We start from the raw sequence: 16,504 nt of genomic DNA on the forward strand, positions 1-16,504 counted from the left end.
CCCACGAAAGAGCCGGGCCGTAACGGAGTCAGCGGCCGGTCATGTTCTCCGGCACCACCCATTCATCGAACTGCTCGGCCGTCAGGTGGCCCGAGGCGATCGCCGCTTCGCGCAGGCTGGTGCCTTCCTTGTGCGCCTTCTTGGCGATGTAGGCCGACTTGTCGTAGCCGATGTGCGTGTTCAGCGCCGTCACCAGCATCAGCGAGCGCTGCACCAGCTCGGTGATGCGTTCGCGGTTCGGCTCGATGCCCACCGCGCAGTGGTCGTTGAAGCTCACCATGCCGTCGGCCAGCAGGCGCACGCTCTGCAGGAAGTTGTGCGCGACCATGGGGCGGAACACGTTCAGCTCGAAGTTGCCCGATGCGCCACCGATGTTGATGGCCACGTCGTTGCCGAACACCTGCGCGGCCAGCATCGTGACGGCCTCGCTCTGGGTCGGGTTGACCTTGCCCGGCATGATCGACGAGCCCGGCTCGTTTTCCGGGATGCTCAGTTCGCCGATGCCGCTGCGCGGGCCGCTGGCCAGCCAGCGCACGTCGTTGGCGATCTTGTTCATGCTGGCCGCCAGCGTCTTCAGCGCGCCGTGCGCGTGCACCAGCGCATCGACGCTGGCCATGGCTTCGAACTTGTTCGGCGCGGTCACGAACGGCAGGCCGGTGATCTTCGCCAGCTCGGCGGCCACCTGCTCCGCGTAGCCCTTGGGCGCATTGAGCCCGGTGCCGACGGCCGTGCCGCCCAGCGCCAGTTCGCTCAGGTGCGGCAGCGCGGCGCGCACGTGCGCCTCGCCATGCGCCAGTTGCGCCACATAGCCCGAGAACTCCTGGCCCAGCGTGAGGGGCGTGGCGTCCTGCAGGTGGGTGCGGCCGATCTTCACGATGTCCGCGAAGTCCTTCGACTTCTGCTCCAGCGTGCCGCGCAGCTTGGCGATGGCCGGCAGCAGCTTGTGCGTGATGGCCTCCACCGCGGCCACGTGCATGGCGGTCGGGAACACGTCGTTGCTCGACTGGCTGCGGTTCACGTCGTCGTTCGGGTGCACGAGCCGGCCTTCGCCGCGCTCGCCGCCGAGCAACTCGCTCGCGCGGTTGGCCAGCACCTCGTTGACGTTCATGTTGGTCTGGGTGCCCGAGCCGGTCTGCCAGACCACCAGCGGGAACTCGCCCGGGTGCTTGCCGGCGATGACTTCGTCGGCTGCCGCCACGATGGCGTTGGTCTTCTTCTCGTCCTGCAGCCCCAGCGCGTGGTTGACTACGGCCGAAGCCCGCTTCACCTGGGCCAGCGCCTTGATGATTTCGCGCGGCTGCTGCTCGCCGGAAATGTCGAAGTTCTGCAGCGAGCGCTGCGTTTGCGCGCCCCACAGCTTGTCGGCCGGCACGTCGATCGGTCCGAAGGTGTCGCGCTCGGCACGGGTCTTGGGGGAAGTCGTCATGAGAAAAAGCTCCGCATTCAAGAAAATCGCGCCGCTTTCCGGCGCGACGCAGAGTATCGCGCCAATAGGAGTAGCTCTCATCTGACGAGGCCATTGCGCCGCCGCTGACAGCTTGATACCTGCCCGCGCCTTGACCTCATCATGCCGAAAAGTTATGATCTTGGTCTTCTGACGACCGGCAAGTCATGATGATGACAGCGCCGGTCAAGCCTTCACTACTCGCGGATCACCGAATCCCGTCGCGGTGCAAGGTTCCCCCGCCGGGCCCAGCCCGGCGACCCGGGCGGATCTTTCCGTCCCCATTGCCACGCCAAGCTCATCCAGGCGGCGCCCCTCGACCAGGCCCGCCGCTCTGCGAATGAAGCATCCGGCGGGCACTGGTTTCGTCGCCAAGTCGTCTTCAGTGCCTGTCGGCAGCCCATCGATTGGGCTGGGGCGTGGTCGCGTCGTCCTTCCGGGGGCGGCGATCTGTCAACCCTTCACACGAAAGGAGCCCCGACGTATGGCCAAAGGAATTCTCATCGACCATGTCTTCAAGGTGTTCGGCGACGAGCCCGAACAGGCGCTGGAGCTGGTCCGGCAAGGTCTGTCCAAGAAAGAAATCCTGGCCCGCACCGGCCAGTCGATCGGCGTGTTCGACGCCACTTTCGAAATCCAGGCCGGAGAAATCTTCGTCATCATGGGGCTCTCGGGTTCGGGCAAGTCGACGCTGGTGCGCCTGCTGAACCGGCTGATCGAGCCGACCGCGGGCCGCATCGTGATCGACGGCGCCGACATCAACGAACACTCCGATGCCCGCCTGCGCGCGCTGCGCCGCAAGGACATCAGCATGGTGTTCCAGTCGTTCGCGCTGATGCCGCACATGACGGTGCGCGAGAACACCGCCTTCGGCCTCGAGCTCTCGGGCACGGGCAAGAAGGAGCGCCTCGCGCAGGCCGACAAGGCGCTGGCGCAGGTGGGACTGGCCGGCTGGGGCGCCAGCTACCCGGACGAGCTTTCCGGCGGCATGCAGCAGCGCGTGGGCCTGGCGCGCGCGCTGGCCTCCGACCCGTCGATCCTGCTGATGGACGAGGCATTCTCGGCGCTCGACCCGATCATCCGCACCGAAATGCAGTCGGAGCTGCTGCGGCTGCAGCAGGAGCAGCGCCGCACCATCGTCTTCATCTCGCACGACCTCGACGAAGCCATGCGCATCGGCGACCGGATCGCGATCATGAAAGACGGCCAGGTGATCCAGGTCGGCACGCCCGACGAGATCCTGCGCAGCCCCGCCAACGACTACGTGCGCAGCTTCGTGCGCGGCGTGGATGCGGCCGCCGTGTTCAAGGCCGGCGACATCGCGCGCAAGCAGCTCACCGTGGTCAGCGAGCACCCCGAGCGCGGTGCGCGCGCGGCGCTCAAGCAGCTGGAAGACCAGGACCGCGACTTCGCCTACGTGACCAGCCCGAACAAGCGCTATCTGGGCACCGTGTCCGCAGACACCCTGCGCGCGGCGCTCGACGGCCACTCCGGCGCGCTGGGCCTGCGGCACGCGTTCCTCAATGACCTGGGCGTGATCGAAGCCGACGCACCCGTGGCCGGCCTTTTCGGGCAGGTGGGCCAGGCCCCTTGCGCGGTGCCGGTGGTGGCCGCCGACGGCCGCTTCTGCGGCGCGATCAGCAAGACGACGCTGCTGAAGTTCCTCGACCGCGACACACCGCCGATCGACCCCGCACACCAGCCGCAGCAGCAACCCGCCGCCGTGCCCGCAGCGGCAGCCGCCACGGCCTGACCGATTTCGAAGGACCTCCTGATGAACGACACCGCAATGCCCTCCGAACTCGCGCCCCTGAACGACGCTGCTTCCATGCTCGCGACGCCCGCACCGGCGACGACGCCGGTCGACCCCTGGGAAGCCCTGTCCGCCGCGCCCGACCCCGCGTCGACCAGCGCCTGGCTCGACGCACCCGCGCCCGCCAATGCGGCGCACCAGCTGGCCGGCCAGGCCGATGCCGCCAGCGGCGGCTTCCATCTGCACCGCCTGTGGGACGGCTCGCTGCCCGTCGAGGCCTGGATCAACCAGGGCCTGGGCTGGGTGGTCGAGCACTTCCGCCCCTTCTTCCAGACCGTGCGCCTGCCCATCGACAGCACGCTCAACTCGGTGCAGAGCCTGCTGACCGGCCTGCCCACGCTCGCGATGATTGCGCTGATCGGCCTGTTCGCCTGGCAGTTCGCCGGCCGCGCGCTGGCCATCGGCACCACCGTGGCGCTGCTGCTGGTGGCCATGCTGGGCATCTGGCCCGAGGCGATGGTGACGCTGTCGCTGGTGCTGACCTCGCTGGTCTTCTGCATGGTCATCGGCCTGCCGCTGGGCGTGCTGCTGGCCAGCAGCGACCGGGCGCAGCGGATCATGCGGCCGGTGCTCGACGCGATGCAGACCACGCCCGCCTTCGTGTACCTGGTGCCGGTGGTGATGCTGTTCGGCATCGGCAACGTGCCCGGGGTGATCGTCACCATCGTCTTCGCGCTGGCCCCGCTGGTGCGCCTGACCAACCTCGGCTTGCGCCAGGTGCGCCCCGACCTCATCGAGGCGGCGCGCGCCTACGGCGCCTCGCCCTGGCAGATGCTGGTGAAGGTGCAGCTGCCGCTGGCCATGCCGTCGATCATGGCGGGCATCAACCAGGCGCTGATGCTGTCGCTGTCGATGGTGGTGATCGCCTCGATGATCGCCGTGGGCGGCCTGGGCCAGATGGTGCTTCGCGGCATCGGCCGGCTCGACATGGGCCTGGCGACCGTGGGCGGCCTGGGCATCGTGCTGCTGGCGATCTCGCTGGACCGCCTGACGCAGGCCATGGGCAAGTCGCGCCGCGCCGGCGGCCGCCGCTGGTGGCACACCGGGCCGGCGGGCTTCGCGCTGCGCGTGCTGCAACGCGCCGTGGCGCCGGGCCGCAGCGCCGGCGAACCGGCACCCGCCCTGTCGGCCCAGGCGCAATGACCGGACACCAACGCATGACGAAGAAAACCAGTCTCATCGCACGCGGCCTGCTGGCCCTTGCCTTCGTGGCCACCGGCATGGCGGCCCAGGCGGCCAACGACCTGCCCGGCAAGGGCGTGACCGTGCTGCCGCTCAAGAGCTCGCTCGCCGAAGAAGCTTTCCAGACGCTGCTGGTGATGCGCGCGCTCGAGAAGCTCGGCTACACCGTGGAGCCCATGAAAGACCTGGAGCCGGCCACCGAGCACCTGGCCATCGCCAACGGCGACGCCACCTTCATGGCCAACCACTGGAGCCTGCTGCACGCCGACTTCTACAAGAACAGCGGCGGCGACGCCAAGCTTTGGCGCAAGGGCGTGTATTCCGACGGCGCGGTTCAGGGCTACCTGATCGACCGCAAGACGGCCGAGCAGTACGGCATCAGCAACATCGCCCAGCTGAAGGACCCGGCCATCGCCAGGCTGTTCGACGCGGACGGCGACGGCAAGGCCGACCTCACGGGCTGCAACCCCGGCTGGGGCTGCGAACTGGCCATAGAGAACCACCTGACGGCCTACCGGCTGCGCGACACCGTCACCCACAAGCAAGGCAGCTACGCCGCGCTGATGGCCGACACCATCGCGCGCTTCAAGCAGGACAAGCCGGTGCTCTACTACACGTGGACGCCGTACTGGGTCAGCGCCGTGCTGCGCCCGGGTGCGGACGTGGTGTGGCTGCAGGTGCCGTTTTCCTCGTCGCAGGGCGAAGGCGGGAACGTCGACACCCAGTTGCCGAACGGCAAGAACTACGGCTTCCAGGCCAACCAGGAACAGATCGTCGCGAACCGGGCCTTCGTCGAGAAGAACCCTGCGGCGGGCAAGCTGTTCGAGGTCATGAAGCTGCCGATCAGCGACATCAACGCGCAGAACCTGCGCATGAGCCAGGGCGCCAACACGCAACAGGATGTGGAACGGCACACCGACGGGTGGATCAAGGCGCACCAGCAGCTGTTCGACGGGTGGATTGCCGAGGCTCGGGCCGCTGCGGCTCCCTAGGCGGTGGGCTGAGATAATCGGGGGGCGTTTCCACATTCCTAAAAAGCCCCCCACCATGACGACCACGATCCAGCAGGCCGACCTGATCGAATCGATCAGCGCCGCGCTGCAGTACATCAGCTACTACCACCCCGCCGACTACATCGCCCACCTGGCCCGCGCCTACGAGCGCGAGCAGAGCCCCGCGGCCAAGGACGCCATCGCGCAGATCCTGACCAACAGCAAGATGAGCGCCACGGGCCAGCGCCCGATCTGCCAGGACACCGGCATCGTCAACGTGTTCCTCAAGGTGGGCATGGACGTACGCTGGGGCGGCTTCACCGGCAGCCTCGACGACGCCATCAACGAAGGCGTGCGCCGCGGCTACAACCACCCCGACAACACGCTGCGCGCCTCGGTCGTGGCCGATCCGCAGTTCGACCGCAAGAACACCAAGGACAACACGCCCGCGGTGATCTTCACGGAGATCGTTCCGGGCGACAAGCTCGAGGTCACCGTCGCGGCCAAGGGCGGCGGCAGCGAGAACAAGAGCAAGCTGGTAATGCTGAACCCCGGCGACAGCGTGGTCGACTGGGTGCTCAAGACCGTGCCCACCATGGGCGCCGGCTGGTGCCCGCCGGGCATGCTGGGCATCGGCATCGGTGGCACCGCCGAGAAAGCCGCCCTGATGGCCAAGGAAAGCCTGATGGACGACCTCGACATGCACGAGCTGCTGGCCAAGAAGAACTCCGGCGCCGAGCTCAGCAAGGTCGAGGCGCTGCGCGTCGAGCTCTACGAGAAGGTCAACGCGCTGGGCATCGGCGCGCAGGGCCTGGGCGGCCTTGCCACCGTGCTCGACGTCAAGATCCAGATGTACCCCACGCACGCGGCGAGCAAGCCCGTGGCGATGATCCCCAACTGCGCGGCCACCCGCCACGCGCACTTCACGATGGACGGCAGCGGCCCCGTGTACCTCGAGGCGCCGTCGCTCGACCTGTGGCCCGACGTGAACTGGGCCCCCGACGAGAAGAAGAGCAAGCGCGTCGATCTCGACAAGCTGACGCCCGCCGAAGTGGCGAGCTGGAAGCCGGGCGACACGCTGCTGCTCAACGGCAAGATGCTCACCGGCCGCGACGCCGCGCACAAGCGCATCCAGGGCATGCTGGCCAAGGGCGAGAAGCTGCCGGTGGACTTCACCAACCGCGTCATCTACTACGTCGGCCCGGTCGACCCGGTGGGGGACGAGGCCGTCGGCCCCGCCGGCCCCACCACCGCCACGCGCATGGACGGCTTCACCGAGATGATGCTGGCGCAGACCGGCCTGATCGCCATGATCGGCAAGGCCGAGCGCGGCCCGGTCGCCATCGAGGCCATCAAGAAGCACAAGAGCGCCTACCTCATGGCCGTGGGCGGCGCCGCCTACCTGGTCAGCAAGGCCATCAAGACCGCCAAGGTGGTCGGCTTCGAGGACCTGGGCATGGAAGCCATCTACGAATTCGACGTGGTCGACATGCCCGTGACGGTGGCGGTCGACGCCGGCGGCACCAGCGCGCACATCACCGGCCCGGCCGAGTGGCAGAAGCGCATCGCCAGCGGCGAGTTCAAGACCATCATGATGGAAGAAGCCTGAGTTGAGCCCGATAGGCGTCTTCGACAGCGGGGTCGGCGGCCTCAGCGTGCTGGCCGCGCTGCGGGCCGAGTTGCCGCAAGAGAACTTCGTCTACTTCGCCGACACGGCCTACGCGCCCTACGGCGAACGCGGGGACGCCTACGTGATCGAGCGCTCGCGCGCGGTGGTCGAACAGCTGCGGCGCGAGCACGGCATCAAGGCGCTGGTCGTCGCATGCAACACGGCCACGACCGCCGCCATCCACCTCATGCGCGCCGAGCACGCCGACTTGCCGATCGTCGGGCTGGAGCCCGGCCTCAAGCCCGCCGTGGCGGCAAGCCGAACGGGGCATGTCTCGGTGATGGCCACGCGCGGCACGCTGGCCAGCGCCAAGTACGCGGCCTTGCGCGCATCGTTCGCCGGCTCGGCCGAGGTGCGATCGGTGCCCTGCGACGGGCTGGTGAAGGCCATCGAAGGCTTCGACGCGGCAGGCATCTCCGCACTGTGCGAGCGCTACATGCAAGAGGCCGGGCCTTTCGGCGACGGCCCCGCGCAGGTCGACACGGTGGTGCTGGGCTGCACCCACTATCCGCTCGTGAAGGACGAACTGCGCCGGCATGCGCCGGCCTCGCTGCGTTTCATAGACACCGGGGTGCCGGTCGCGCAACAGACGCGGCGGCTGCTTGCTTCGGCAGGCCGGCTCGCGGACAACGGCCACGGCGGGCTGCGCCTGGAAAGCAGCGGCGATGTCGCCGTGCTCGAAGCCGCCGCGGCGCGCTGGCTCGGGCTTGCCGCCGGCACTTTCACTTCAGCCTGATCGGACTTCATCATCTCCATGCGTTCCCAGATGCGCCGCGCCGCCCTCTTCCTGAGCCTTCTGCTGGCCGCGGGCCTGAGCCACGCGGCCTGCGAGAGCGGTTTGGCCGAACGCATGCACGCCAAGCTGTACCCCAAGCGCCCGCTCGACGAACGGCTGGCGGCTTGCAAGGTCTGGCCAGCCTTTCCGGGGCGCAGCATCGTGGTGCTGCCGCTGCCCCGCGAGACCACCGACAACGGCGCCAAGGTGTTCGACCTCGAGCTGCTGCTGATCCAAAGGCCCGACAACGGCAACACCGAGCGCGACGTGGTGATCGGCCGGCTCCTGCAGCCCGAGGCGCTTGACGAAGACGCCACCACGTCGATCCAGGACATCCGCATCGACACCTCGCGCTACGTGCTGGCGTCAGACGCCCGCGCCTTCGGCGTGCGCGTGCGCTACCGGGGCACCAGCGCGCCCGGCAGCCCGCTGGCCAGCGAGACCGTGCGCCTGTACGTGCAGCACGGCAAGCAATTCCGCCAGGTGCTGCAGGAGGTCGAGCTCGACCACGACAACGGGGGATGGGATTCGACCTGCACCGGTCACTTCGAGAAGCTGCGCACGATGCTGTCGGTCGGCAAGGCGACGAGCAACGGCTTTGCCGACCTGCAGCTGTCGCGCACGCTGGTGCAAAGCCGCGCGCAGCAGGAGGAAGACCAGGGGTGCGTGGAGAAGGCGCTGCCCGCGAAGTTCAGCACCGTGACGCTGCGCTACGACGGCGAGCGCTTCAAGGTACCGAAGTCGCTGCTGCGGCAGGCACCCTGAAGTCTTTCCGGCCTCAGTGCAGGTGACGCGGACGGCGGCCGCCGCCGTGTCCACCGCCGCTGCCCCCGCTGCCGGGGCCACCCGTGCCGCGCGGGCGCTTGCCGATCTCCAAAGAGTTCACCAGGGCGTCGAAACGGTCGCTGAAGAGGCGATCGATCTCGGAGACGACCCCACCCAGCTCGGCACCGTCGAAGTGGCGCTCCATGAGGTTCACGACGTCTTCCACCAGCAGGTCGCGCTGTACCTGCATGATCGCGGCCGGGTTCGGGCCCACGAATAGCATCAGGAAGTCGTCGCGCGACTCTTCTTCAGGGTCGCCCTCTTCCTCGTCGAAGTCGGTGTCGTAGAACGTGACCTCGATGGCCGCGCCGCGCTCCGACAGCTCGTTCAGGCCCATGCACATCTCGTCGAGCGCCTGGCGGAAGTCTTCGTCGCCCGGCACGGTCCAGCAGATCTGGAGCATGTGGTCCTTCTGCTCGAAGCGGATGCCCGGCTCTTCTTCGTAGGTGCTGGTGGCGCCGTCGGCCAGCGACTTGGCGCCGGCGTACTTCCACAGAGGCTTGAGCGCCTCCTGGATCTGGTCGAAGCTCACGTCCGCACGCAACGGCACATCGCCGTGCACATGGATCTCAAATGGAGCGTTGTAGCGAGGCATCGAATGCTCCCTTGTAAATGTGGTACCCGGAACGGGGGTCGAACCCGTATGCCCCGATTAAGGAAGCGGCGGATTTTAAGTCTGGAGAACGTCGTTTTTGGCTGGTGCCCCGAACCGGTCTCGAACCGGTAAGTCCTTGTCGGACGAGGGATTTTAAGTCCCTTGCGTATACCAATTTCGCCATCGGGGCACATCGCTTCCAGCCCATTTTGCCATCCCTGTGTCACCTGCTTGGCACAGATCGCACCGGAATGACACAGCTCAGAGACCACCCCGGACCTGTGCCACAGACCACCTGACACATCCGGCACCGCGATTAACCCACCCATTAGGGGGACACCTAAAGATTCCCTCAAGGTGAATCCCTAGAGATTCTTCATAACTATTCCTCCTATAGAGGTTCATCCCTATGAACCCTTAGGAGTTCCTTCTGGAGTCCTGAAATGAACACGACCGTGAACCCGGCTGGCTTCGCTCGCCCTGATACTCTCGAATCCGAGATGGTTGCCCGCCAGTGGCAGCTCGAAGAAGACATGTCACAGCGCGGGGCCGAAGCCTTCCTGCGCAACACCAACAATGCCCGGATCGCTGGCCGTGAGGATCAGACCAGCTACGGTGCCACCCTGATGGCACACCGTGTGGATGCGGTGGCAGCGGGCGTTAAGGCGTTCATGGACGAAGCCGCCTCGGGCAAGGCAGGTCGCCGCCACCTGGCCGTTCGCATGCTGGCCGGGATGGACCCCGCCACTGTCGCCTTCCTGACCCTCCGAGGGGTGGTCTCGAACCTGACGGCGCCTCGCACCTACCAGTACATGACCACGGTAATCGGGGGCCTGATCGAGGACGAGATTCGGTTATCGGCCGTCCGCGCCGCCGAGTCCAAGAAGTTCCGGCAGATCATGGAAGGCGTCAAGAAGCGGGTGGGTTACGACTACAAGCGCATCTACGCCCTCCGAGCCACCAAGGAGTTATCCGAGCACACCCCCTGGACCCGCATCGAGCGCCTCCAAGTGGGCGCCAAGCTGCTGGACATCCTGATCGCCACCACCGGCATCGTTGAGGCTCAGCACCAGAAGGAAGGCAAGAACAAACCCGTCATCTACGTGGTGCCCACCGAGGACACCCTAGCGTGGATCGACCGCCGCAACGCCGCAACGTCCCTACTGCGTCCCCACTTCGAGCCCATGGTGGTTCCTCCGAAGGAGTGGACCGGGGCCTACGGGGGCGGCTACCTCTCCTCGCACATCCCGCCCCTGCCCATGGTCAAGGTGCGGAACAAAACCTACTTGGCGGAGCTGGAGTCGGCCGACCTCACCGTCCCGCTCGCCGCTATCAACGCCATCCAAAACACTGCCTGGCAGATCAACCCGGAGGTCCTCGCCGTGATGAACAAGCTGTGGGACGAATCCAGCACCCTCGCCAACCTGCCCCCTCGGGACGGCATCGAGATGCCAGCCAAGCCGGGGGACATCGAGACCAACGAAGCCGCCCGCCGCGAGTGGCGCATCAAGGCTACGAAGGTCCGCCAACGGAACATGAGTTCCAAGGGCTCCCGGATCGCCATCAATATGACCCTCGGCTGCGCCAACCGCTACAAGGAGTTCGAGCGCATCTACTTCCCCTGCCAGTTCGATTTCCGGGGCCGGGTCTACAGCGTTACGACCCTCTCGCCGCAGGGCTCGGACACCACGAAAGCCCTGCTCCGGTTCGCCGATGGAAAGCCGCTCGGGGAACACGGCGCAACCTGGCTCGCCTACCAAGGCGCCAACCTCGCGGGCAACGACAAGGTCTCCCTGGAGGAGCGTGTTCAGTGGGTCCTCGACAACGAGGACGAAATCATTGCCTCCGCGACCGACCCGCACGCGCACCTCGGGTGGTGCACAGAGATTGGCGGGGTGGAAATCGACAGCCCGTGGCAGTTCCTTGCCTTCTGCTACGAGTGGAAGGGCTACCGCGAACAGGGGGAGGCGTTCGTCTCCCGCATCCCGGTGGCGATGGACGGATCGTGCTCCGGCATCCAGCATTTCAGCGCCATGTTGCGTGATCCCAAGGGCGGCGCGGCGGTGAACCTCGTCCCGGCCGACAAGCCGCAGGACGTGTACGCCATCGTGGCGGAAATCGTCAAGAAGTACCTCGCGGATGCCGCAGCGAACGGCACCGAGGACGCCCTGGCGCACACCGACGAGGGCCGCGCCTACGTCCGCGAGGGAACCAAGACGTTCGCCAAGCAGTGGATGGAGTTCGGGGTCACCCGCAAGGTCACGAAGCGCTCGGTGATGACCCTGGCCTACGGCTCGAAGGAGTACGGGTTCCGGCAGCAGCTCATGGAGGACATCGTGAAGCCCGCAATGGACGACGCCACCTCACACGACGGCACCGTGGACCGCCACGCCTTTCCCTTCAGCGATGACGGCTACAACGCGGCCGGGTTCATGGCGAAGGCCATTTGGAACGCCGTGTCGGTCACCCTCGTGGCCGCTGTGGGCGCCATGAAGTGGTTACAGGAAGCCGCATCCTTAGCCGCCAGCGAAAACCTCCCCGTTCGCTGGACGACACCTGTGGGGTTCCCCGTCATGCAGGAGTACAAGGACACCAAGGCCAACCGTGTGGACACCATCCTCGCGGGCAAGCTGGTGCGGGCCACGATGTACACCGAGAAGCCCGAGCTGAGCACCACCAAGATGGCAAGCGCGATCAGCCCCAACTTCGTCCACTCGTGTGACGCCGCCCACCTGATGCTCACAGTCGCCCGTGGGACCCAGGCCGGGATTCACAGCTACGCCATGGTCCACGACAGCTTCGGCACCCTCGCGGCTGACATGGAGGTGTTCTTCCCGGTGGTCCGAGAGGCGTTCGTGGAGATTTACACGGAGGTCAACGTGCTGGAGGCGTTCAGGGACGAAATCAACCTGATCCTGAGCCCCGCCGCCCGCGACAAGCTCAAGCCCCTACCCGCAACAGGCACCTTGGACGTGGCTCTGGTGAAAGAGAGCCGCTATTGCTTCGCCTAGATACTCTCGATTTCGAGACCATCTCGTCGATTAACCCACCCATTAGGTGACCCCTACCGGGTTGCTGATCCGCCCTCTTTCCGAGGGCTTTCAACCTCACAGGAAAACTCATGTTCGCTGGTATCCGCAAGACCCTCTCCAACGCCGCCTCCCGCATTGCAACTGCCTTCAAGGGCCTGGGAGCCCTCATCGTGGACGACTTGGAGGTGGCTCCCGAGACGCCCCCTCTCGTGCTGCGCGGCCCCAAGGTGGTCCCCTTCGAGGCGCCGAGCAAGGTCTACCGCCTGCGCACTCCGAACAGCAACCGCGAAGCCCGCCGCAAAGCTGGACTGCCGCATGGCACTTCGGGCGCCAAGCTGATTCGCCGCGCCGCCGAACGACGCCTGACCCTGCGCGGCCAGGACGTTGCCACCTACGCAGCCTGAGGAAAACGCAATGGCATTCGACTACAGCGTTCCCAGCATCGACAACCCGCCCACCTTCCCGGTGCCCCACGAGGTGCGCTCCCCGTTGGACCGAGCAATCGGCCAGTGGGAAGCCGGTAACCGCATCCCGCTCGACCTCGCCGTGGAGCTGATGGAGGAAGGCTACGACCTCCCCACGCTCAAGGCGCAGCACCTCGGAGGTTTGCAATGAAGGTAGTCCTGAAGGTCACGGTTTACGACCGCATCTACAACGACATCCTGAAGGCGAAGCACGACCGTCGCGATGTGGACTACGTGGTGGTCTCGCATGAGGAATACAAAGAACTGCGCCTGGACGACCGCAGCTATGACGCCCTGGAGTCGCCCCATTTGCGCTTCGTGGCGAACCCTGCTGAGGCCAGGGAGTTCATGGACGCGAAGTACAAGGTCTACGAGTTCCGGCGCACGACACCTCGCACCAACCCCTCGGACTACGAGGTCATCCGCGCCCCCTCGCACGAGACCTTCATGGGCAAGCCCCTTGTGGTGGTTCCCAAGGAGTACATGCCGCGATGAACGGCCCAAGTTGCACTGGCTGGCGAGTCTTTCAGGAGGTCAAGTGGAACCTCCGTGGATACCCGCTGGCAAAGATGCTGCGCGAAGCCACCGACTGGTTTCCCCGCTAGCCCCCTCTCCCATCCCTCCCGCCCCCGCAAGGTTCGCCTTCGGGGGCGTTCGCTTTTCTACACATGGCAAACGACAAGAAATCCAACCCCTCCTTCATCTCGCCCCGTGGTGTGTTCGTCTACCCGGCTCTCAACAAGCCCGACTACGGCACCAAGGAGTACCCGAAGCCGGACGGCGAGTACAAGGTCACCCTCCGCGTCCCCGAATCGGTCGCCGAGGCGTGGCGCAATGGCCCCCTGAAGGCCATCATCGAACAGGCCCGCGAGGAAGCCGAAGCCGCATGGGTGAAGCTGCCCGTGGCGACCCGCAAGAAGCTCAAGGAAATGACCTGGAACGAGGTCGGCACCGACGAGTACGACAAGGAGACCGAGGAGCCCACCGGCTTCGTCCTGTTCAAGTTCGCCATGAAGGCGAGCGGTGTCCGCAAGAAGGACAACTCACCGTGGTCGCAGAAGCCCACCATCTTCGACAGCAAGGGCGTGACCCTGGCGAAGCCCCCGCAAATCTGGGGTGGCTCCGAGGGCAAGGTCTCCGTGGAAGCATCGGCCTACTTCATCCCCGGCACGGGCGCTGCTGGCGTCTCCCTCCGCCTCAAGGCCGTGCAGCTCCTGAAGCTGGTCTCGGGTGGTCAGAAGGACGCCGCAGGCTACGGCTTCGCGGCTGAAGAAGACGGCTTCGACGCCAGCGAGTACAGCGCTCCGGAGGGCGAAGGCACCCCGAGCGACGACGCAGGCGCACCCGCCGATGGTGGTCCGGAGGAGTTCTAAGGCTCCGACCCGCAGCCGCAATGCGCTGACCTACCGCTCCGGTCTGGAGGAAAAGGTAGCAAAGCAGATTGCGGATGCGGGTATCGAGGTGGTGTACGAGGACAAAAAAGAAGTCATCCCGTACATCACCCCGGCCGAGCCCCACAAGTACACCCCTGACTTCAAGCTGCCCAACGGGATCATCGTTGAGACCAAGGGCATCTTCGACGCGACCGACCGCAAGAAGCACCTCCTCGTGCGCGAACAGCACCCGAGCAAGGACATCCGGTTCGTCTTCAGCAATTCCAAGGCGAAGCTCTACAAGGGCTCGCCCACGACCTATGCCGCCTGGTGCATCAAGAACGGCTTCAAGTACGCCGACAAGCTGATCCCCGCCGCATGGTTCAACGAGTAACCCATGGCAACGTTTAAGAGTCGGGACAAGACCGACTACATCGCAATTCACTGCTCGGCCACGAAGCCGAGTCAAGACATCGGCGCCGCTGACATCGACCGCTGGCATCGCGCCAAGGGATGGAATGGCATCGGCTACCACTTCGTCATCAGGCGGGACGGCACCATCGAGAAGGGCCGACCGCAGGACGCCGTGGGTGCCCATGTGGAGAACTTCAACGCCACCTCGGTGGGCATCTGCATGGTCGGCGGAGTCACCGAAGCCAACACCGCCAAGGCCGAGAACAACTTCACGCAGGACCAGTTCGTCTCGCTCCTGGCAGTCGTCAAGCAGCTCACGAAGGACTACCCGAAAGCCACGGTGCAGGGTCACCGCGACTTTCCCAAGGTAGCCAAAGACTGCCCGAGCTTCGACGCGAAGGCATGGTGGGCCAAGCTGGCATGAGCGTGATCGTTGATCGCGAGGTGGAGTACCACGGCGCCGAGTTCGTGAGCCAGGGCAACACTCTCTCCGCAGTCCAAGCGGCCTACAACAAAGCCATTCTCAACGTCGCCCGCGACGACCGCACACCGGTTCAACTGGAAGTGGTCATCCGGGTGTCCCCGAAGGAAACCCAATGACCGCAGAACTTGACCTGAAGAAGCTCCTCGCTGAGTACGAGGCACAAGACCAAGGGCACGACGACCTGACGATGGTGCAGGAAGGCGAGTGGGAACAGGAAAGCAAGGACCAATACTGCTCGACGGTCTACCGCCACGAGCCCACAGGCCGCTTCGTAGAAATCACGCAGAACCGGCGCGGCGCCTATTGGTCCGACTGGGACTATGGCGACCCGGACATTTGCGAGGTGGTGCCCCGAACGAAGACCGTTACGGTTTACGAGACTGTCGCTGCTGCAACTCCGCCTTCTGCGCCCGATCCGCGCACGCCTGAATAAGGCTGTCAGTTCCCCAGTGGCTGCACTTCTTCCGCCGCTCTAGGTTCTCGTAGGCCAACTGCGTTGCACTCGGGCCATCCGTGGGCTTCACGGTGGTCTGCGAGGTGAACTGTTCCCCCAACGGCGGCGCCTTCTGCGGTTCGGCTGCTGACACCCATCCCAACGCCATCAAGGCGCCCCAGAGGGCAACCGCCCTCATCACTTTCTGTTTGTTCATGCCGCCCATTCTAGGGACGGCCTAGCCACGCTCGAAGGAATCCACATGTCAATGTTCAAGGCCCCCATCGACCAGACCGTAGACCTCATCGCACGAGGACTTCACGCCGAGGTTCAAGGGCTCCTGAGGGAGCGCCTGATGGCAGTAGCCAAGGAACTGATCGAGCCCCTGTGCAAGGAAGCCTCGGAGAACTTGGTGGCACGGGTTCACTTCATGCACCGCATCGACAGGTCCTCCAACGAGCTGGTTGTGATGTTCAACGACAAGAAGGTGACCTGATGCTGCTGAGCGACGTTCAACGCACGCTCGATAGCGTGAGCTTCCCTGGCTACGAGTTCACGGTGGAGTTCATCGAGGACTGCATGTATGCCGTCTACGCCCGCTTCAAGGCGCCCTGCACGGTGCGCGGCGGAGAGCCGGTGTGGCAGTACACGCGCAAGTGGCTGCTGGAGTCGCCGAGCGAGGGCGCTGTGGTCGGCACATGCCTCAAGCTGGTCCTCACCAGCCTGGAGCACGAGGCCCGCGAAATGTTCCTGTGGAAGGGTAAGCGGGTCTTCGATCCGCACACGGACATCAACGCCCTTCTCGCCATTCAACGCTGATTTCCCCACCCATTAGGTGACCCCTTCCGGGTCGCCGTTTCATTTCTCCTCAAGGTTCGCCGGGGTCTCGCAAGGGGCCTCGGCATTTTTTCGTCTATGGAACGTGACCTCGAAGACAGCGTGTGCATCCAGAAGGGGCCATGCGAGAAATGTGGTTCCTCCGATGGCAACGCCCTCTATTCGGACGGCC

At 65.5% G+C, this 16,504-nt stretch carries 19 protein-coding genes and 1 tRNA gene; 17 read left to right on the forward strand and 3 right to left on the reverse strand.

Annotation, left to right across the window (positions count from 1 at the left end; translation table 11 throughout):
- Nucleotides 1-28 precede the first annotated feature (28 nt).
- On the reverse strand, nt 29-1,426 hold the full coding sequence (gene fumC / locus C4F17_RS07030) for a class II fumarate hydratase (RefSeq protein WP_106934745.1): 1,398 nt from the start codon (nt 1,424-1,426) through the stop codon (nt 29-31).
- 502 nt (nt 1,427-1,928) lie between these two features.
- Here fumC and proV point away from each other — a divergent pair.
- Genes proV through C4F17_RS07060 form a run of 6 tightly spaced genes read left to right on the forward strand, consistent with a single transcriptional unit; the run spans nt 1,929 to nt 8,640 of the window.
- Entirely contained in the window at nt 1,929-3,197 is a 1,269-nt protein-coding gene (gene proV / locus C4F17_RS07035) for a glycine betaine/L-proline ABC transporter ATP-binding protein ProV (protein WP_081270872.1), read from the forward strand.
- 21 nt (nt 3,198-3,218) lie between these two features.
- A complete protein-coding gene (proW, locus tag C4F17_RS07040) occupies nt 3,219-4,400 on the forward strand; it encodes a glycine betaine/L-proline ABC transporter permease ProW (RefSeq protein ID WP_106934746.1) in 1,182 nt (393 codons plus the stop codon).
- Between the two features lie 14 nt (nt 4,401-4,414).
- Complete coding sequence (gene proX, locus C4F17_RS07045) at nt 4,415-5,431, forward strand: glycine betaine/L-proline ABC transporter substrate-binding protein ProX (RefSeq protein WP_106934747.1); 1,017 nt, start codon at nt 4,415-4,417, stop codon at nt 5,429-5,431.
- Nucleotides 5,432-5,486: 55 nt separating this feature from the next.
- Nucleotides 5,487-7,040 carry a fumarate hydratase gene (locus tag C4F17_RS07050; RefSeq protein ID WP_106934748.1) on the forward strand — a complete coding sequence of 518 codons (1,554 nt, stop codon included), beginning with the start codon at nt 5,487-5,489 and terminating at the stop codon, nt 7,038-7,040.
- A gap of 1 nt (nt 7,041) precedes the next feature.
- Nucleotides 7,042-7,836 carry a glutamate racemase gene (gene murI, locus C4F17_RS07055; protein WP_106934749.1) on the forward strand — a complete coding sequence of 265 codons (795 nt, stop codon included), beginning with the start codon at nt 7,042-7,044 and terminating at the stop codon, nt 7,834-7,836.
- Nucleotides 7,837-7,854: 18 nt separating this feature from the next.
- The gene (locus tag C4F17_RS07060) at nt 7,855-8,640 is read left to right on the forward strand and encodes a hypothetical protein (RefSeq protein WP_081270876.1); all 786 of its coding nucleotides are present in this window, start codon (nt 7,855-7,857) and stop codon (nt 8,638-8,640) included.
- A 13-nt stretch (nt 8,641-8,653) separates the two neighbouring features.
- Here C4F17_RS07060 and C4F17_RS07065 read toward each other — a convergent pair whose 3' ends face one another.
- Both C4F17_RS07065 and C4F17_RS07070 read right to left on the reverse strand, forming a co-directional pair.
- Complete coding sequence (locus C4F17_RS07065) at nt 8,654-9,295, reverse strand: DUF6806 family protein (RefSeq protein WP_081270877.1); 642 nt, start codon at nt 9,293-9,295, stop codon at nt 8,654-8,656.
- Nucleotides 9,296-9,397: 102 nt separating this feature from the next.
- Nucleotides 9,398-9,485, reverse strand: a tRNA-Leu gene (locus C4F17_RS07070).
- A gap of 253 nt (nt 9,486-9,738) precedes the next feature.
- On the opposite strand from C4F17_RS07070, the gene C4F17_RS07075 reads away from it, so the two are divergent.
- The 11 genes from C4F17_RS07075 to C4F17_RS07125 all read left to right on the forward strand — a co-directional run bounded on the left by C4F17_RS07075 (nt 9,739) and on the right by C4F17_RS07125 (nt 16,314).
- The gene (locus C4F17_RS07075; RefSeq protein ID WP_106934750.1) at nt 9,739-12,306 is read left to right on the forward strand and encodes a DNA-directed RNA polymerase; all 2,568 of its coding nucleotides are present in this window, start codon (nt 9,739-9,741) and stop codon (nt 12,304-12,306) included.
- 110 nt (nt 12,307-12,416) lie between these two features.
- Nucleotides 12,417-12,731, forward strand: coding sequence for a hypothetical protein (locus tag C4F17_RS07080; RefSeq protein WP_106934751.1), 315 nt, complete (start codon nt 12,417-12,419; stop codon nt 12,729-12,731).
- Between the two features lie 10 nt (nt 12,732-12,741).
- Complete coding sequence (locus C4F17_RS07085) at nt 12,742-12,942, forward strand: hypothetical protein (RefSeq protein WP_106934752.1); 201 nt, start codon at nt 12,742-12,744, stop codon at nt 12,940-12,942.
- Nucleotides 12,939-13,286: a hypothetical protein gene (locus tag C4F17_RS07090; RefSeq protein ID WP_106934753.1), complete on the forward strand. Its 348-nt coding sequence runs from the start codon at nt 12,939-12,941 to the stop codon at nt 13,284-13,286. Before C4F17_RS07085 ends, C4F17_RS07090 begins: the two co-directional genes overlap by 4 nt.
- 173 nt (nt 13,287-13,459) lie before the next feature.
- Nucleotides 13,460-14,164: a DUF2815 family protein gene (locus tag C4F17_RS07095; RefSeq protein ID WP_106934754.1), complete on the forward strand. Its 705-nt coding sequence runs from the start codon at nt 13,460-13,462 to the stop codon at nt 14,162-14,164.
- The gene (locus C4F17_RS07100) at nt 14,142-14,558 is read left to right on the forward strand and encodes a hypothetical protein (RefSeq protein ID WP_106934755.1); all 417 of its coding nucleotides are present in this window, start codon (nt 14,142-14,144) and stop codon (nt 14,556-14,558) included. Before C4F17_RS07095 ends, C4F17_RS07100 begins: the two co-directional genes overlap by 23 nt.
- A gap of 3 nt (nt 14,559-14,561) precedes the next feature.
- Entirely contained in the window at nt 14,562-15,002 is a 441-nt protein-coding gene (locus C4F17_RS07105; RefSeq protein ID WP_106934756.1) for an N-acetylmuramoyl-L-alanine amidase, read from the forward strand.
- Entirely contained in the window at nt 14,999-15,178 is a 180-nt protein-coding gene (locus C4F17_RS07110; protein ID WP_106934757.1) for a hypothetical protein, read from the forward strand. Before C4F17_RS07105 ends, C4F17_RS07110 begins: the two co-directional genes overlap by 4 nt.
- Nucleotides 15,175-15,495: a hypothetical protein gene (locus C4F17_RS07115; RefSeq protein ID WP_106934758.1), complete on the forward strand. Its 321-nt coding sequence runs from the start codon at nt 15,175-15,177 to the stop codon at nt 15,493-15,495. The genes C4F17_RS07110 and C4F17_RS07115 overlap by 4 nt, the downstream gene beginning before the upstream one ends.
- 262 nt (nt 15,496-15,757) lie before the next feature.
- On the forward strand, nt 15,758-15,991 hold the full coding sequence (locus C4F17_RS07120; protein ID WP_106934759.1) for a hypothetical protein: 234 nt from the start codon (nt 15,758-15,760) through the stop codon (nt 15,989-15,991).
- Complete coding sequence (locus tag C4F17_RS07125) at nt 15,991-16,314, forward strand: hypothetical protein (protein ID WP_106934760.1); 324 nt, start codon at nt 15,991-15,993, stop codon at nt 16,312-16,314. Before C4F17_RS07120 ends, C4F17_RS07125 begins: the two co-directional genes overlap by 1 nt.
- The last annotated feature ends 190 nt before the right edge of the window (nt 16,315-16,504 follow it).

This window comes from Variovorax sp. PMC12, assembly GCF_003019815.1.
Classification (GTDB): Bacteria; Pseudomonadota; Gammaproteobacteria; order Burkholderiales; family Burkholderiaceae_C; genus Variovorax.

Coding starts and splice junctions, on each gene's coding strand:
- fumC (WP_106934745.1), bottom strand. CDS start 1,426: ATGACGACTTCCCCCAAGACCCGTGCCGAGCGCGACACCTTCGGACCG.
- proV (WP_081270872.1), top strand. CDS start 1,929: ATGGCCAAAGGAATTCTCATCGACCATGTCTTCAAGGTGTTCGGCGAC.
- proW (WP_106934746.1), top strand. CDS start 3,219: ATGAACGACACCGCAATGCCCTCCGAACTCGCGCCCCTGAACGACGCT.
- proX (WP_106934747.1), top strand. CDS start 4,415: ATGACGAAGAAAACCAGTCTCATCGCACGCGGCCTGCTGGCCCTTGCC.
- C4F17_RS07050 (WP_106934748.1), top strand. CDS start 5,487: ATGACGACCACGATCCAGCAGGCCGACCTGATCGAATCGATCAGCGCC.
- C4F17_RS07060 (WP_081270876.1), top strand. CDS start 7,855: ATGCGTTCCCAGATGCGCCGCGCCGCCCTCTTCCTGAGCCTTCTGCTG.
- C4F17_RS07065 (WP_081270877.1), bottom strand. CDS start 9,295: ATGCCTCGCTACAACGCTCCATTTGAGATCCATGTGCACGGCGATGTG.
- C4F17_RS07075 (WP_106934750.1), top strand. CDS start 9,739: ATGAACACGACCGTGAACCCGGCTGGCTTCGCTCGCCCTGATACTCTC.
- C4F17_RS07080 (WP_106934751.1), top strand. CDS start 12,417: ATGTTCGCTGGTATCCGCAAGACCCTCTCCAACGCCGCCTCCCGCATT.
- C4F17_RS07085 (WP_106934752.1), top strand. CDS start 12,742: ATGGCATTCGACTACAGCGTTCCCAGCATCGACAACCCGCCCACCTTC.
- C4F17_RS07090 (WP_106934753.1), top strand. CDS start 12,939: ATGAAGGTAGTCCTGAAGGTCACGGTTTACGACCGCATCTACAACGAC.
- C4F17_RS07095 (WP_106934754.1), top strand. CDS start 13,460: ATGGCAAACGACAAGAAATCCAACCCCTCCTTCATCTCGCCCCGTGGT.
- C4F17_RS07100 (WP_106934755.1), top strand. CDS start 14,142: ATGGTGGTCCGGAGGAGTTCTAAGGCTCCGACCCGCAGCCGCAATGCG.
- C4F17_RS07105 (WP_106934756.1), top strand. CDS start 14,562: ATGGCAACGTTTAAGAGTCGGGACAAGACCGACTACATCGCAATTCAC.
- C4F17_RS07110 (WP_106934757.1), top strand. CDS start 14,999: ATGAGCGTGATCGTTGATCGCGAGGTGGAGTACCACGGCGCCGAGTTC.
- C4F17_RS07115 (WP_106934758.1), top strand. CDS start 15,175: ATGACCGCAGAACTTGACCTGAAGAAGCTCCTCGCTGAGTACGAGGCA.
- C4F17_RS07120 (WP_106934759.1), top strand. CDS start 15,758: ATGTCAATGTTCAAGGCCCCCATCGACCAGACCGTAGACCTCATCGCA.
- C4F17_RS07125 (WP_106934760.1), top strand. CDS start 15,991: ATGCTGCTGAGCGACGTTCAACGCACGCTCGATAGCGTGAGCTTCCCT.